The organism is Ewingella sp. AOP9-I1-14 (assembly GCF_052375995.1).
Classification (GTDB): Bacteria; Pseudomonadota; Gammaproteobacteria; order Enterobacterales; family Enterobacteriaceae; genus Ewingella; species Ewingella allii.
In genome coordinates this window covers 1-15787 of sequence record NZ_JBQSVA010000014.1, presented here as the reverse complement: position 1 = coordinate 15787, position 15787 = coordinate 1, and the positions used below count along the sequence as shown (strand labels likewise).

At 54.9% G+C, this 15787-nt stretch carries 11 protein-coding genes; 10 read left to right on the top strand and 1 reads right to left on the bottom strand.

Annotated features, from left to right (window positions below):
- Positions 1-17: 17 nt before the first annotated feature.
- The 6 genes from ACT3RT_RS21695 (at position 18) to ACT3RT_RS21670 (ending at position 11436) form a co-directional block, all read left to right on the top strand.
- On the top strand, positions 18-587 hold the full coding sequence (locus tag ACT3RT_RS21695; RefSeq protein WP_014695897.1) for a hypothetical protein: 570 nt from the start codon (positions 18-20) through the stop codon (positions 585-587).
- A 127-nt stretch (positions 588-714) separates the two neighbouring features.
- A complete protein-coding gene (gene traT, locus ACT3RT_RS21690; protein WP_014695898.1) occupies positions 715-1449 on the top strand; it encodes a complement resistance protein TraT in 735 nt (244 codons plus the stop codon).
- Between the two features lie 223 nt (positions 1450-1672).
- Complete coding sequence (locus ACT3RT_RS21685; RefSeq protein WP_496203731.1) at positions 1673-2020, top strand: hypothetical protein; 348 nt, start codon at positions 1673-1675, stop codon at positions 2018-2020.
- A gap of 102 nt (positions 2021-2122) precedes the next feature.
- On the top strand, positions 2123-4768 hold the full coding sequence (traD, locus tag ACT3RT_RS21680) for a type IV conjugative transfer system coupling protein TraD (protein WP_496203730.1): 2646 nt from the start codon (positions 2123-2125) through the stop codon (positions 4766-4768).
- On the top strand, positions 4765-10560 hold the full coding sequence (traI, locus tag ACT3RT_RS21675; RefSeq protein ID WP_496203729.1) for a conjugative transfer relaxase/helicase TraI: 5796 nt from the start codon (positions 4765-4767) through the stop codon (positions 10558-10560). The genes traD and traI overlap by 4 nt, the downstream gene beginning before the upstream one ends.
- Before the next feature lie 81 nt (positions 10561-10641).
- Entirely contained in the window at positions 10642-11436 is a 795-nt protein-coding gene (locus ACT3RT_RS21670; RefSeq protein WP_496203728.1) for a DsbA family protein, read from the top strand.
- A 104-nt stretch (positions 11437-11540) separates the two neighbouring features.
- On the opposite strand, the gene ACT3RT_RS21665 is transcribed toward ACT3RT_RS21670, so the two are convergent.
- Entirely contained in the window at positions 11541-11975 is a 435-nt protein-coding gene (locus ACT3RT_RS21665) for a hypothetical protein (RefSeq protein WP_496203727.1), read from the bottom strand.
- A 558-nt stretch (positions 11976-12533) separates the two neighbouring features.
- Here ACT3RT_RS21665 and repA point away from each other — a divergent pair.
- From repA to ACT3RT_RS21645, 4 genes are all read left to right on the top strand, one after another.
- Positions 12534-12800, top strand: a complete 267-nt coding sequence (repA, locus tag ACT3RT_RS21660; RefSeq protein ID WP_496203726.1) for a replication regulatory protein RepA — start codon at positions 12534-12536, stop codon at positions 12798-12800.
- 272 nt (positions 12801-13072) lie between these two features.
- Complete coding sequence (locus ACT3RT_RS21655; protein WP_496203725.1) at positions 13073-14137, top strand: Replication protein; 1065 nt, start codon at positions 13073-13075, stop codon at positions 14135-14137.
- 953 nt (positions 14138-15090) lie between these two features.
- Positions 15091-15348: a type II toxin-antitoxin system RelB/DinJ family antitoxin gene (locus ACT3RT_RS21650; RefSeq protein ID WP_167686178.1), complete on the top strand. Its 258-nt coding sequence runs from the start codon at positions 15091-15093 to the stop codon at positions 15346-15348.
- Between the two features lie 2 nt (positions 15349-15350).
- Positions 15351-15617 carry a type II toxin-antitoxin system RelE/ParE family toxin gene (locus ACT3RT_RS21645; protein ID WP_112198185.1) on the top strand — a complete coding sequence of 89 codons (267 nt, stop codon included), beginning with the start codon at positions 15351-15353 and terminating at the stop codon, positions 15615-15617.
- Positions 15618-15787: the final 170 nt, after the last annotated feature.

Genomic DNA, 15787 nt, shown 5'->3' with positions numbered 1-15787 from the left:
GATTAGTGTGAGGATATATGAGTAATTTAACTGTTGATAAGATTGATGCTGATATCGCCGGTCTTATGAATGGCTTTGGATTTGATAGCCGTCCTATTCCTTCGCTATTCTCATTATTGAGATTGAGCTTATTTATTCCGTTGTTATCTGCCTTTTTTAGCCTGATCAGCATACTAAGTATTTATCTTTTTTATAAAGGTTCAGATTCATCGTTTGGAGGATATTTTAGCTATCTTCTCAGTGATGGATGGATTGTTGTGATTCCAACGGTTGTTATTGGATTGTTTTTTTCATTTATGACCTATAACAGTTTAATAATGTACATGTCAGTACCAAAAGAGCTTCGCGATAAATCCGTAATTCTTGGTCATTTAAAGAAAGTAGCATGTCGAACAGCTAGTGCGTTCTTGCTACTTATGCTATTGACAGCATTGCTTTCTGGAACTTACTCAAGGTTAGCCTTTGCAATTCCATTGCTCGAGCTGGTGATGTTTTTTGCCATAAATTTGGTTGTCGGGTCTGAAATTAACCGTCTGGGTGCAGGTATGGCCCTCGAAAAAATCAGCCAGCTGATCAAAAAGATTTAAGTTAAATCCCCTACTGCCGATAACCCTTCTGTAATTCTAACGGAAGGGTTTCACCCTCCAGATTTATATCCAAATAGCCAATGTTTCGGGGCGTGCCTGCCCCGCTTTTTTGACAAGGAAACAGTAAATGAAAAACCGCAATTCTCTTGTGGCGGCTGTGGTCGTCTCATGTCTGGTACTTTCCGGTTGTAGCGCGATGGGCACCGCCATCAAAAAACGTAACCTCGATGTGAAAACACAGATGAGTCAGACCGTGTGGCTGGAGCCATCCAGCGAAAAAACGGTCTATATCCAGATCCGAAACACCTCTGACAAAGACATGAGCGACCTGCAAACGCTATTAGCACAGGATTTGCGTGCTAAAGGCTATAACGTCACGTCGTCACCGGACTCTGCCTATTACTGGATCCAGGCCAACGTCCTGAAAGCCGAGAAAATGGACCTGCGTCAGGCGCAGGGTCTGCTTTCCACGGGGTATGAAGGTGCTGCCGCAGGTGCCGCACTGGGCGCTGGGATCACCGCATATAACAGCACATCCGGTGGGGCAATTCTGGGGGTAGGATTGGCCGCAGGTCTTGCCGGTATGGCGGCAGACGCGATGGTGGAAGACACTAACTACACAATGGTGACCGATCTGCAGATCTCCGAACGCAGCAAAGCGACCGTGACAACAGATAACATCGCCGCATTACGCCAGGGTAACTCGGGTGTGAAGGTGCAGACCAGCAGTGAAGAAGGCAACCGCATGAAATACCAGACGCGCGTTGTCTCTAACGCCAACAAGGTGAACCTCAAGTTCGAAGAGGCAAAACCGGTTCTGGAAGCCCAGCTGGCGAAATCCGTCGCCGGGATCATGAACTGACCTGAACGTATTATCTTTGTTGTTTATTGTCCTGATGGCACACGCCCGTGTGCCATGTTCACCCACTCGCATGACGTCATAATTCAGCGCTCTGCCTGTTAACTCCCCAGTGACCGTGCCTGCTTATCCACCTGTGATATTCCGCTTCCTCGTCCAGACGCAAATCCCCGCGTCCGGACTGTGGCGAGCGTTGCCGCTAAACGCCCAACTGAAGGAATTGCTCATGCTATACAAAAGTGCCCGTGGCCTGATGGCCTGGTTTACCCTGTTTTTCATCTGGAGCGCGTTTGTTCTCTGGTATCACGGCGTCGCCCTGCTGCAGTTCATCATGCACGACAGTAATTTGTACGCCTTCTCGCTGGCCTTACGCCAGACCCGCAGCGATATGCTGCCTGATGCTTTGCCGGTCGTACTGCTGATGATGTTGGTGTTGGCGGTGGGTGCATTTTTGTCGTCTGTCACGGTTGCCATGATAAACGCGGTGGCTTTCCTGTTCAGAACGGCCGGTGCACTGATCCAGGCGCAGTTCAGTCAAACTCACGCACGCCGCAATACATCGTCATTCCATTAAGTTCTTTACTGCTTTTTCGTCCCTTTCATCCCTGTTTTTCATTGACCATCCTGAACTGCCCGTCCGGGCGGCTTAAGCCTGCGCGTTTGCCGGAGCTGAACCATGAGTTTTACACCGAAGTACCTCACGCAGGGGGGCCAGATGACGGCCTACCGCCTGCGCATGTTTGCCCAGGTCAACCAGTGGATATTTAACTGGCTGTTCCTGTTGTTTTTGTTATCCACCGGCTGCGTATTTTGGGCGGTCACCTCCGCCGATGTGCTGAATAACGGTTTCTGGTACTGGACCGGCAGGCTGTTTTCCAGTTTTGTGCCGTTGATGAACCCGAAAAGCCCGGCGACCTGGGATATCAGCTGGCACTGCAATAGCGGCGTACAGTTGTGCACCACCAAACTGACGCTGGGACAGCTGCTGGCTGACCCCTGGATGCAGTCGATGGGCGACCAGCTGGTGAATAACTTAAAGCTGAGTGCCGCAGGCTGCGGCACGGTGTGTTTGCTGCTGTTCAGCGTGATTGCCTGGTACGTGGGGCGCATTGGAAAAAAAGAGAGTGAAGACACCTATCTCTCCGGCATGACGCTGACCGATGACGTGGACAGCGTAAACCGTCAGTTGAAAAAGGCCGGTCAGAAATCAGACCTGCAGATCGGTGGCCTACACATGGTGAAGAACGCCGAGATCATGAACTACCTGATACACGGCACTATTGCAGTCGGTAAATCCACGCTTATCCGCTGGTTGCTCGACTTTATTCGTAAACGGGGGGACCGGGCGATTGTCTACGACTCCGGCGGCACTTTTATTGAAACGCACTTTGACGAACGTATCGACAAAATTCTCAACCCGCACGATAAGCGCTGTGAGAACTGGGTGTTGTGGCGGGAAGCGCGGGAGGTCGTGGACTACGAGAACCTGACGGCCTCGCTTATTCCGGTGGAGGGGGAGTCCGACCCGTTCTGGGTGTCCTCTTCGCGTACCATTTTCAGCGATACGGCAATGCAGTTTGCCTCACATAGCGATCGCAGTATTGAGAAATTCCTGACAGCCCTGTTGTCTATCGACCTGAAAAGTCTGCGCGAATTTCTCAAAAACACCCCCTCTGCCAACCTGGTTGAGGAAAAAATTGAGAAAACGGCCATCTCTATCCGTTCGGTGGTCACCAACTACGCCAAAGCGCTGCGATACCTGCAGGGGCTTGACCAGGAGGGGAAACCCGAGTTCAGCATCCGGGAGTGGATGACCGACGCCCGGTACGACAAAAGCTGGCTGTTTATCTCCACCACGGCCCGTCATCGCAAGTCGGTTCGTCCGCTGATATCCATGTGGCTATCGATGGCCACGATTTATCTGCAAAGCATGGGGGAAGATCCCGACCGCCGTGTGTGGTTTGTCGTCGATGAAAAGACCAGCCTGCAAAAAATCCCCGAGTTTGCCGAGACATTGGCTGAAGGGCGCAAATTTGGCGGTTGTTTTGTTATTGGCATTCAGAACATGCCACAGCTTATCAACGTGTACGGACGTGAGGTGGCCAAGTCTATTTTTGACCTGCTGAACACCCGTTTCTATGGCCGTTCGCCAAGCGCTGAAGTGGCGAAAATCGTAGAGGAAGAGCTGGGGCATCAGCGCCGCCGTGAGGCGCGGGAGCAGAACAGCTACGGTCTTGACCAAATCCGTGACGGGATTTCCATCAGTCGCGACAAGGTCAATGAGCCGGTTGTCGATTATGACCAGATCATGTCGATGCCAAATCTGCGTTTCTATGCCCGCCTGCCGGGGGAATACCCGGTCGTGAAACTGGATCTGAAGTACCGTCCGCAGAAGAAGTATCACAAGGCGTTGATTGAGCGCGATTTCAAGGATGTGCTCAGTCCCCAGCTGGAACAGGTCATCAGCCAGAACGAACAGGCGACGCGCAGGGTGGGCATTGTCTTCCCGACCGGCGACGAAATTCTGGAAGGGCAGAAAGCCGCAGCGGAACCGAATAATGCCGGTCAGTCATCCAGCCCGGCGGTGACACCGCAAGCCGACCGGCAGAAAACTGTCCCGACTGGAAAGCAGGCCGATATCCCGCTCGTGTCTGCCGTCAGTCTGAGCACTCCCCCGGTTGCCAGGGGCGTGGAAAAATCAAAACAACACGACGCTGAAAAGCCCGAACCCTCTGATGCGCCGATACTCCCAGCGAATGTTCGCCCTTTCACCCCGCGTATGCGACAGGATCCTCCGCCGGCGGAAACGGTGAAAAAGGGCGTGGCACCCGAGATAGAGGCCAACACACAGACTAAACCTGAACCTGTGCCTGTCGTACCGCAACCCGCCATAACGACTCACACCATACCCCCTCAACCACACACTTCTGCCGCGCTGAAAAACCCACCCGTGTTGTCTGTTGCTGCCAACAACATGAAACCGTTGGCCGGCCTCAGCGCGCTTGAGTTGCTCGCGCTTAAACGCCGTAAGCCCGTTTCGTCTTCAGAAGGCCCGGACAGTCAGGCCGCTGCAGAGGCACAGGGTGAAGCACCGGATCTGCAGATGGACGTGGAAGTGGATGAAAAAGGCGAGCTTGTTTTGCGCACGTTGGGCGCCCGGAAGGAGTCACCGGAAAGCCTGGATGAAGCCCAGGCGACGGAGTACGGCGCGGCAAACCGCGCGATGGCCGAGGAGGAACAGAACATTCTGCGACACCACGATGATTATGACGCCTACCAGCATATGGATGAACACCACGAACCCGGAGGTTTTGAACGATGATGACCGTTGCCTCCGTTGCGTCTGCTGCAGACGCGGCGGGCTATTACAGCAGCAAAGATAACTACTATTTTCTCGATGATCTGCAAAGCCAGTGGCTGGGGGAAGGCGCCCGTGAGCTGGGACTGGAAGGGAACGTTGACCTTGAGGCGTTCACCAATATCCTGCACGGGCATTTACCGAATGGCGTGGAGCTGGGGAAGGAGGTGTCAGGTAATCATGTGCACCGGCCCGGACACGACTTCACCTTTTCTGCACCGAAAAGTGTCTCAATGCTTATCCTGGCCGGCGGCGATAAGCGCCTGCTGCAGGCCCATATTGAGGCGGTCAAAGAAACGCTGGCCATCATGGAGCAGACGATTTCCGCCCGTGACACGAAGGAGGGCATCACCTCGATCGTCCCCACCGGCAAGATGGTGGCGGCGCTCTTTACCCACGATACATCTCGCAATCTCGATCCGGCCATCCACACCCACGCCGTGGTTGCCAACGTGACCGAGCTGGACGGGAAGTGGAAGGCGCTGGCCACCGATGCCATTTACGGTGCCGGGTTTATTGAGACGATGTACCGCCATCAGGTCAGCTTCGGCAAAATCTACCGCAACAGCCTGAAGGCGAAAACCGAGGCGATGGGGTATGAGACAGAACTCACCGGCGGCAAGCATGAACTGTGGGAAATCAAAGGGTTTCCGGAGGCGGTGCTGGAGGAGTTTTCGTCCCGTCACCGTGAAATCGCCGCCCAGGTCGGGGATGAAGCGTCTCTGAGAAGCCGCGACGTCGCGGCGTTAGACACCCGGCAGAAAAAGGTCGATATCAGCCGTTACGGACTCGATGACGTCGATGCGCAGGGCGCACGCACGCCGGTTGCCCCGTCACTGACGTCCGCAGACGCCCGCAACGAGCCATCACCGCCCCCTGTGCGTCTGGATTTACCGTCAGAATCAGCAGCCGAAGTGGGTAAACCGGGTATAGCCTCTGCCCGCACGCCTGATGAGATGGCCAGTCCGGCTGAAGCCGTCACCGAGCCATCACTGTCCCGTGAACGCGTGGATTTCCCGTCAGAACCTGCAATTGAGGTGGGCGGAGAGGGGAACGCCCCTGTCCGCATGACCGCTGAGGCGGTCAGTCTGACCGAACCCGGACAGGTAACGCCGGAAAAAAGTACGGGTGCAAAGGACGCACCGGCGGAACCACCCATCGCCAAACCAGAGACGCAGGCCGGGCGCAACCGGCTGCAGGCCCGGTGGGATCAGCAGATGGCAGACCTGAATTTTGATATCCGTGAGGTGATAGACGCGGCACAGGTTCGCGCCGTGGAGCCTGAACAGGCGGAAGAACGTCCGATGCCGCCGAGCGTCATGCAGGCGGTGCGTACTGCGATTTCGGTGCTCAGTGACACCCGCACCCGCTTTACCTACGGTGACCTGCTGATGACGGCGCATGAGGCGGGGGAAGGGCAACAGTCGATCCCCAATCTGCGCAAGGCGATCGACCGGGCCATCGGTGAAAACCTGCTGGCCCCGCTGGACGGGGACAAAGGGGTATTTACCTCGCATATTCATCTGCTGGATGAACTGTCTGTGCAGGCCCTGGCGGCCGATATCGTGAAGGAAGGGAAAGTGGTCAGCTTCCGGCAGACCGACATCGACACGCCTGAGCGGCTCAAAGCGGTGGAATTTGCGCCGGTGGCCATCCTGAACGCGCCGGCGTCAATCGGCCGTCTGCGCGAGGTGACGGAAGAACTGGTGACAATGTCACGTGAGCATGGCCGCGAGGTGAAAATACTGGCCAGTTCTGCCGAACGGGGCTTGAGCTTTGGCAAATCTGTGCTGCTCAAAGACGACATCCTTTATCGCAGCCGCATTTTGGATAAGGGGTTCAGTCTCTCACCGCACAGCACGCTCATCGTGGAAAGTGCGGAGCGCCTCGGACTCAAGGAGATGCTGGTCCTGAGCGGCGAAGCGAAGGAGAAAGACGCCCAGCTTATTTTCCTGGACAGCGCCGGGCGGCAGTCCAACGCCAACGCCCTGTCGGTGCTGTCATCCGCCGGCGTGCCCCGTCACGGTCTGACCGAACCGGTGGCGGGGCTGGAAGCACGGGTGATCAGTATCGGCGATAAGCGTGACCGTTACCGGGCACTGGCTGAACGCTATGCTGACCTGAGTTCACCGGACTCCCCCGTCACCGCCGTGGTCACCGGCGCCCGCGAGCAGCAGCACCTGACCGGCATTATCCGTGACGCCCTGCAAAACGCCGGCAAGCTTGAACGGGACGGCGTGACCGTCGAAGCCCGCACGCCGGTCTATGCCAGCGTGAAAGAACGCCTGCTCCCGGCCACGTACCGGGCGGGGATGGTGCTGGAAGACCGGTCAGACAAAAATGAGACCCGCCACTACACCCTTGACCGGGTGCATGAGGAGACGCGCATGTTGTCACTTATCGACAGCGACGGCGTTCTGAGCCGCGTAAAACTGAGCGACCTGACCGGCGACTGGCGGCTGTTTACCCGTGAACAGCTGCACGTTGCTCAGGGGGAACAGCTGTTTGCCCTGGCCGCAGACAAAGCCAATGGGCTGAAAGCCCGCGACCGGCTGACGGTCACTGCCGTCAGTGAGGGAAAATTAACGGTGCAGCGCGATGGCCAGAAAAAACCGCTGCAGGTCGCGACCGACCGGCCGCTGTATCTGACGCACGGCTACGTCAGCGCACCGGGGAGCCGGGACAATGAGCACGGTATCGTGCTGGCCAGCCTCAACGCCCGTGACCTGTCCGGCAACATCATTAACGCCCTGGCCCAGTCGGGCCATGAGGCGGAAATCTTTACCGGGGAAGCACAAAACAAGGCGGAGGAGAAACTCGGCCGGATGCGCACCACCCGGTCACCGCTGGCGTTAGTCCGCCAGGCCAGTGGCAAGGAAGACGCCGGGGAAGCGCTGGCCGCGTTAAACGCGGGATTACTCACGGATGCGCAAAAGGCCGTGTCGCGGGCGGTTGCCCAGATGAAGGACGTCGCCTTCTCAGAGGTGAAGCTGCTGGAGCAGGCGGGCACGTTCTTCAATAATCTGGGGGCGTTACGGGGCGAAGTGGCCCGGCAGGTGAAAGAGGGAGACCTCATCCCGGTGAAAGTCGCCGGCGGAGGGGGATTTGTGGGGCGGGCGACCTGGGAGATGGAAAAGGCCATCATCCGGGAAATTGATACGGGTAAAAATACCCAGACGCCGCTGATGGCCACGATGGATCCGGTCTTGCTTAATGGGCTGACCGCCGGGCAGAAGGCCGCCACGACGCTTATCCTGCAAAGCCCCGATCGCTTTACTGCCGTACAGGGCTATGCCGGCGTGGGGAAAACCACCCAGTTCCGGGCGGTGAAAGCCGCGATTGACACCCTGCCGGAAAGTGAACGGCCGCTCGTGATTGGGCTTGCCCCGACGCACCGCGCGGTGAAGGAAATGCGTGACGTTGGCATCGAGGCGCAGACCCTTAAATCCTTCGTGGTGGACTGGCAACAGCGCACGGCGGCGGGCGAAGACGTGCGTTATGCCAGGACACTTTTTCTGATTGATGAGTCCTCGATGTTGGGGAATCAGGACACCGCTGCCGCCTATCAGGCGATATCGCGCGGAGAGGGCCGGGCCGTTGCGGTGGGCGATACCGGTCAGCTGCAGTCACCGGAAAGCGGGGCACCGTTCACGCTGATGCAGGAGCGCAGTACCCTCGACGTGGCCGTGATGAACGAAATCGTTCGCCAGCGTAATCATGACCTGAAGTCTGCCGTTTACAGCGTCATTGAGAACAAAGCCGGTGCTGCCCTCGAGAAAATAGAGAGAGTCTCACCGAAGACGGTGCCCCGGCTGAGGTCCTGGGAGGCGCCTGGCCACTCGGTGGTCGAAACCGAATCACCGTGGACACGTATTACCGTGGACTACATGAGCCGGACACCGGATGCCCGCGAGCGCACCATGATTGTGGTGCAGCTGCATGAGGACCGGCAGATGATCAATAAATACATTCATCAGGCCATGTTAAAAGAAGGGTCGTTGGGGGAGAAGGCGGTGACCGTCCCGATACTGGATCGCATCACCGGCGGTCGTCACGATTTCAACCGCATTAATGACTGGAAGGCGGGGCAGGTGGTGCTGACCAACGAGCGTTATCTGAGCGTGACCGGCATCGATTTGGGAACGGAGCGCGTCTTTTTGCGCGATGAAAATGACCGCATGCACTATTACTCCCCGAAAGAGCTAAACGCCACCGAAATTGAGGTGTTTGAACGGCGTGAGATTGAGCTGCGGGAAGGTGACAGCGTGCGCATGAGCAAAACGCAGAAGCAGGCGGGCCATGATGCCCATGAACAGTACCGGGTAGAAACGCTACGTGACAACGGCGAGGTGGTGCTTAAAAACGCCGGCGGCGAAAAGGTCATTACGCCGGGCATGACGCGGGCAGACCAGCACATCGATTATGCCTGGGCGGTGACCGGCTACGGCGCACAGGGGGCCAGTACGGACTATGTGATTGCGCTGGAGGGGACGGAGGGGGCGCGTAAGCGAATGAGCGGCATGCGGGCCTTTTACATTAACGCCTCCCGTGCGCGCGATCATGTGCAGATTTATACCGATGGTCTTCGTGACTGGATGGATACGCTGCGGCAAAAGGATAACGGCCCGACGACGGCGCATGATGCCCTGAAGCCGGAATCAGAGCGGGCGCAGGCCCGGAGCATCTGGGCGATGGGGCAGCCGGTGGGCAAAACGGCCATCGGGCGAACCTACCTGCGGGAACAGGGCATAAAAGATAACCCCGTGACGGCGCGGATTATTCCGCCGACCCGAAAATATCCCATGCCGCACCTGGCGTTACCGGTTTATGACGGCAACGGCAAGACGGCGGGCCTGACGATGTTTCCCCTGCAGTCAGACACCGGCCAGATACAGACCGGGCCGGTACGCCAGCTGACGACTGAGGGCGCCCAGGCGGCGGTGGTGCAAAAAAGCCGCAACGGTGACACGATTGTGGTTAGCGATATGACGCAGGCACTGACGGCGGCGCGAGGCAACCCGGCGGCAGGCGTATTGCTGCTCACCGGCCGGCAGATGCCGTCCGCGCAGCTGCTGAAAGTGGCGGGCGGGGTGACTGACCGGACTGTCAGGCCGGATGCCACGTTGCTCAGGCTGGTCCAGTCTGAGCTGCAGGAGATCCTGCGGCATCTGCCGGCAGAAGAAAGGCCGGCGGATGAGTCTGCCCTGCTTCGCCAGGCACTCCGGGCTATTGAAGAGACGCGGCATCCCCTGTCTGAAATTCAGCTTCCAGAGACTAAAGGGCAGGATGTGCCAGCTTTGTCAGCACAATTGGTCGAGCGTGTAGTTCAAAACATGCAGCAGGAAATACCGGTGCTACCGGGTGAGAAACTGCCGGACTACGCCGCGCTTATCCGTCAGGCGTCTGGCCTGCTTGCCCAAAACGAAGCCCTGCAGGACAACAACGGTGCCATTCGGGCCGTGCTGGCCACCCTTGCCGGGGCGGGTCAGTTTGCCAGTGCAGTATTGCCGGCTGAAAACGCACAGGGAAGCATGGTGTCTGCAGAAACACTCCGCTACGTGCAGGCCGAGCAGGATAAAACGCACGGCACCGCTAAAAACCCACAAAATGACCTGTCAGAGCGGGCGCTGGCCAGCGCGGCGCGTGAACTGGAAAAACAGGGGCAACTGACGCTGCCGCCCGAAAGCCGGGGCCGGGAGCCGGAGCGGGAAGAAATTACCCACGAAGCCGTCCGAAATATTCAGAAAGAACGTTAATCCACACCGCGACACATCATGGCAGCGGCTCAACCTTTTATTCACCGGTGACACCGGGATCCTTCTTCGAGAGACATCATCATGACAAACCGTTTTAACGCGGCGGCGCTTTCGCTCGCCCTGAGTTTTACTTTCGGTTCAATCCACGCCGGCGCCGCAGAGCCGGAAGAGTTCACGCCGGCACAACAGTCACGCATCGGCGAGATTGCCGCCGACTACCTGGTGGCCCACCCGCAGGTGCTCATCGAGGTGAGCAAAAAGCTGCAGGCACAGCAGGCAGCCATCAAGGCACAGCTGATGGCGGAGTCCGCTCTGAAGGGGCACCGGTTGCTGATGCAGCTTGACGGCGTGCCGGTGAAAGGGCCGATGGACTCGAAAGTGATTGTGACCGAGTTTTTCGACTACGAATGCATTGCCTGCAGCATGATGGCCCCGGTAATGGAGCAGGTCATGGTCAGCAACCCGGATGTGCGGTTTGCTTTTCGTGACTGGACGATTTTTGCCGGGCATTACCCCGAGTCTACGCAGGCGTCACGCCGGGGTCTGGCCATCTGGAAACAGAAGGGGGCTGATGCCTATATGGCCTACCACAACGGGATTTACGGCACCGGCCATAACGAAGGGAAACTGACGTCAGACGATATCGAAAAAGTGGCCACGGCAGCGGGCGCAGGAGAAGAAGACGTCGCGAACCGCACAGCGGCAGATGCCCTGATCGCGGGTAACAGTGCGTTGGCAGAGCTATTGGGATTAACCGGGACGCCGGGGATCATCGTGATGCCGGCAGAGAACGCGACCGCTGACAACACAACCGTCATTCTGGGCGTCGTGTCCGCTCAGGTGATGCAGCAGGCCATCGATAATGCGATGAAATAAGGCGAGGTCGTGCAGGCCACCGGGTTTGAGGTGGCTTTGCGCGGTGTCAGGAGAAAAACGATGAACGGTGAAAAAGCACCGTTGATCCACTATCAGCAGTTTTGTTATTTATTGGGCCAGCAAAAATATTTTTCGGTATACGTGCTGATAGAATCATGACCTCTCCCAATGACAGCTCCGTATATTTCCTGGCCAGTAAAACCTTGATCTTTGAGTGAAAGACCAAGGAAATCAGCATCCTTACCAAGATCATCTGGATTTTGTCTTGTGGTAAATAATACAGAATCATCGACTTTTTTGCCTGATGCTTTGAAGTACGTCATCCCAAGCTTGACGCTGCCATCATTTGACATGAATTTAGTTACTGCATAACCAACACCGTCACTTGAAGATTTGATATCAATAATCATTACGCCGTGTGTGTGTTTTGAGCTCTTGAAGTCTGATTCAGTAGCACACATCAGGCTTATTAATTGCGAATCAGCCCTTGCAATAAAGGGAAGAAGGTAAAGAGTAATTATTAATATTTTCCATTTCATTTCAGTACCTTATTGGAATTACTGATTTTGGTTGTAAATATGCCTAATGCCCCGCGGTGGGTATAGGGGGGTGACGCTCAACGGAACGGTTTCACACGATAAGGATTTTTTATCAGACAAATCAAAACATAATATACATGGAAAACAGACCTGAAAATGGCGTCTTTTTAATCTCTCAGGATTTAATCGAAAACAGGCAGTTGTCGGACAACGTTGTCTATAAATCGATTTTTCAGACGATCATTTTCCTCTTACCGTACGTTTTCGTACGGTTGGCTCTCAAAACCCATAAACAGCCTAAACGCACAATAATTTTCGATATCCAAACTGCCCCCTTTCAGAACGCATCCGGGATTGCACCACGAGGCACTGAAGGTGACCATTACCTGCACTGACTAAGTGCGTGCCGGAAAACCTGACCTGGGACGCGTCCTCTCTTTTCGCATCTTCGTCTTATCCCGCGCCAACGGGAGTGAAAATGCTTTTTATGCTGCTGATTTAATGAATCTATAGTAGGCTTTCCCAAACGATATATTCAGATCCTTGGGGAGGCCAAAAATGTCACAATCCACAAATGTAGCTCCTTCCTCATCGAAAAATAAACGCCCTTACAGGAAAGGTAATCCATTGTCGCCGTCAGAAAGACAGCAGGCTTTGGTTGCTCGTAGAAAAGATACCCATAAAGAGATCCGTGTGTACGTGCAGAGTGCGCTGAAAGAAGACTTTCAACGCTTATGCGAAGCAGAAGGTCTTACGCAAACAGAGATGCTCGAAGAATTAATAAAAACCGCGAGCAGTCGGTTAGCTGGAGACGTTACGGAATAACTTTCTTGAGTGTTTTGGGATCCGGTGTTAGATTGCTGATCAGTTAGAGAATTTTGGTGAGCCACGCCGCAAGGTGGCAGGGAATGGGTGCTGTGTAGAAGATTTTACAGGCCCAGAAAAGCAAAAACCCCGATAATCTTCTTCACTTTGGCGGGCGAGGAAAGATAACCGGGGCTCACTAAAACTGTATAGAGTTGTTGCTCTATGCAGGGAGTATAGATTTATGCCTTTTAAAAATCAACTCCTCCGGCGCAACATAAGCGTTGGGAGCCGTGTCTGAACAACTGTTTCCGTTCTCCCCGGTAGCAAACAGTTTTTCTGCCAGTGTTTATCGTCCCTCACGTCGGGGTGAGGCTAATCGCCTACGTAGAGGCCAGTCGAAAACGCATCGTAACAACCAGCCGGTCTACACGGGCAAAACGCCGCGCGGCATGGCTGCAAAAGTGGTGGCCTGCTTCCGTCAGCATGACTGGCGTCGAAATACCGATTTGATCGCGCTTCGCCGTACTGGTTACACGCCGTACTCCCGTGCGTCTGACCCCTCCTTTACCCCTAAACCTATGCGTATTACCCCTCGCTCTGAGAGCCGTGAGGCGCTGACTTCTCTGTCCCTGGTTCTGGCCGCCAATTGTGACTACAGCCCGGACAGCGATTACCTTTTCGAAATGATGCTGCCGGTGGAAGAGATTGCCCGCCGCATGAATGCGCTGCACGTTTATGAGAACGGTCGTAAAGCCTATGACGTTCTGCTCCATGCCCTGCGGGTGATGGAGCAACTGGACTACGTGGTGATACACCGTGACCGCGACGCCGATTCTGGCCAGAACAAGCCCATGCGAATTTTTCTCACCGACAAATGCTTCACTTCACGCGGCATCGCCGTTGAAAGCATCCGGGAGTGGTTGCATAAATATCGCCAGTGGGCGGTAGCCAGCGGACTGGCGGAGTCAATGCAGCAGAAATATCAGCGTCACCTGCTCAAAATGGCGCGTCTTGGCATCAGTATTGACCGCCACCATTCACTCAAAAACCGGCTGAGACAGATAAAACGCTGGGTTGTCAGCCCGGAGCTGCGCGATGAAAAAGCGCGAACTGAGGCAGATATTGGCGCCGTTCTTGACGAACAGGCGCGTAAAGTGCGGCAGCTGCGTCCAAAAAATAGCACGGCCACGCATGAGAACGCGTGGCGGCGATTTACGGCCAGTGGCCTGCTCACCACGATTGCGCAGATGTCGCTGGAAAGTGCCCTTAAAGCCGAGTTCCCGACGCTGCTGGCCACGGATGCTGAGACGTTTTATCGGCGGCTCCTGGAGCGTGCCGGCGTTCCACTGTCTTAACCACATTCCTCTCTAAACCTTTCCCCTTCCTGCGATTTCGCGGGGGCCTGATGCTGGCATTTTTTCCGTTCGCGGATGCTAGGCAGGCTTCCCCACGTCTGTTATCCGCCAAAATGTGCACCGGCGACGGTCGGGGCATTCTCACCCGGCAGCGCTGGCCAACGTCTGATTAAGAAATAATCGTTTAAATTCGAAGAGATAATTCTCCCGGTCGAGGCATCCCATTAACTTCGAAAACCCCTCTTAACATGTGATTAATTTCGAACGTTACTTCTGAACAAAACAAGCTTTCTAAAGAAAGAGTACTCCTGAGCCAGCCTACGGCATGGCATCTGGAGTAGCTCCCTTCGCTGTGCTCAGGGCAACCACACCTGAACAATGGCATCATTTGCCAGGGAAAAAGAAGAAGTAGCTCCCCGGACAAGCCGGGGCATAACACCCGTTATATTAGTTACAACATTCATCAGGCTTTCAAAACATCACCCCCAGCACCGAGCCTGCACGCACCCCCTCCGCCCACCTGAAAAGCCGCCCCGCCCCGGGCCAAAGGCCCGGAACAGAGTGGCTTTAAAAGTGAATGTTGTAACTACTAAATTGGTATCGCTGGAAGTAGCTTTGCTGAACGTTCTGAGTACACGCTCGTAGCTTCGCTAACGCTCGCACGCGGAGATACGCCCCGACTGCGGCCATAGGCCTTGTCGGGACCACTCCGACCGCGCACAGAAGCTTCTACGTTACTTTGAGCGGGTTTAGCTTTGCAGGGCGAAGGGGGGAATTGATGAAACCTATTAACTTAGGGCGGCTGCGCCGCGCTTCGGCGACACTTACCTCTATGAACCTTTTTGGCTTAGGTTGTCGCCTTCTATGCGCTGCGCGCATAAAACTAAAAAGTACGAAGTTTGATTAGTGGCTACATTGTAGCTACAATAAATGGACTGAATATGGAGGGTAATATGACTGATACCGTTGTTCGTGCAAGAGTATCGCCGGCTTTGAAAGCCGCCGCGATGGTTAACGCAAAAGCGCTTGGCTTAGATCTATCTACCGTGATCCGCATGGTGGTTAACCGGTTAGCAGTGAACGGTGAGCTACCGAGAGACCTGCTTCAGCCGAACCAGGAAACCTTACAAGCTATTCGCGACTTAGAAAATAATATCGAGGTAACGCGCGTCGATACGGTTGATGAACTTAAACATGATCTTGGCTGGTAATAATGCTGACTATTGTTTATCAGAGCCGGTTTAAAAAAGACGCAAAACGATATGGAAACAATAAGAAAGCGCAAAAGGTCATCTTAGAAACGATTGCGCTTCTTCAAAAAGGTGAGCCTTTACCTGAAAAATATAGAGAACATCCGCTGATTGGTAGCTATATAGGCTACCTAGAATGCCATGGAATGCCTGACTTACTCTTGATTTACCAACGTACAGATTCAGAACTAAGGCTGTATCGTGTGGGAAGTCATTCAGAATTATTTTAACTTTGAATTTATAAGTGGAAATTCTGAATTTAATCCAAAAACATCAGAAAAGGGGTCCGCATGGAAAACGGAATCTATGGTCACTCCCGTTTTTGCAACACCGATTTTGACGATAAATTGGCTTGCTTGAATCTATCCGGCGTCTGAATGGGATTTTATTCCCGCGCCTC

Bases quoted from the DNA above. Each gene is read 5' to 3' on its own strand.
- ACT3RT_RS21695 (WP_014695897.1), top strand. From the start codon at position 18: ATGAGTAATTTAACTGTTGATAAGATTGATGCTGATATCGCCGGTCTT.
- traT (WP_014695898.1), top strand. From the start codon at position 715: ATGAAAAACCGCAATTCTCTTGTGGCGGCTGTGGTCGTCTCATGTCTG.
- ACT3RT_RS21685 (WP_496203731.1), top strand. From the start codon at position 1,673: ATGCTATACAAAAGTGCCCGTGGCCTGATGGCCTGGTTTACCCTGTTT.
- traD (WP_496203730.1), top strand. From the start codon at position 2,123: ATGAGTTTTACACCGAAGTACCTCACGCAGGGGGGCCAGATGACGGCC.
- traI (WP_496203729.1), top strand. From the start codon at position 4,765: ATGATGACCGTTGCCTCCGTTGCGTCTGCTGCAGACGCGGCGGGCTAT.
- ACT3RT_RS21670 (WP_496203728.1), top strand. From the start codon at position 10,642: ATGACAAACCGTTTTAACGCGGCGGCGCTTTCGCTCGCCCTGAGTTTT.
- ACT3RT_RS21665 (WP_496203727.1), bottom strand. From the start codon at position 11,975: ATGAAATGGAAAATATTAATAATTACTCTTTACCTTCTTCCCTTTATT.
- repA (WP_496203726.1), top strand. From the start codon at position 12,534: ATGTCACAATCCACAAATGTAGCTCCTTCCTCATCGAAAAATAAACGC.
- ACT3RT_RS21650 (WP_167686178.1), top strand. From the start codon at position 15,091: ATGACTGATACCGTTGTTCGTGCAAGAGTATCGCCGGCTTTGAAAGCC.
- ACT3RT_RS21645 (WP_112198185.1), top strand. From the start codon at position 15,351: ATGCTGACTATTGTTTATCAGAGCCGGTTTAAAAAAGACGCAAAACGA.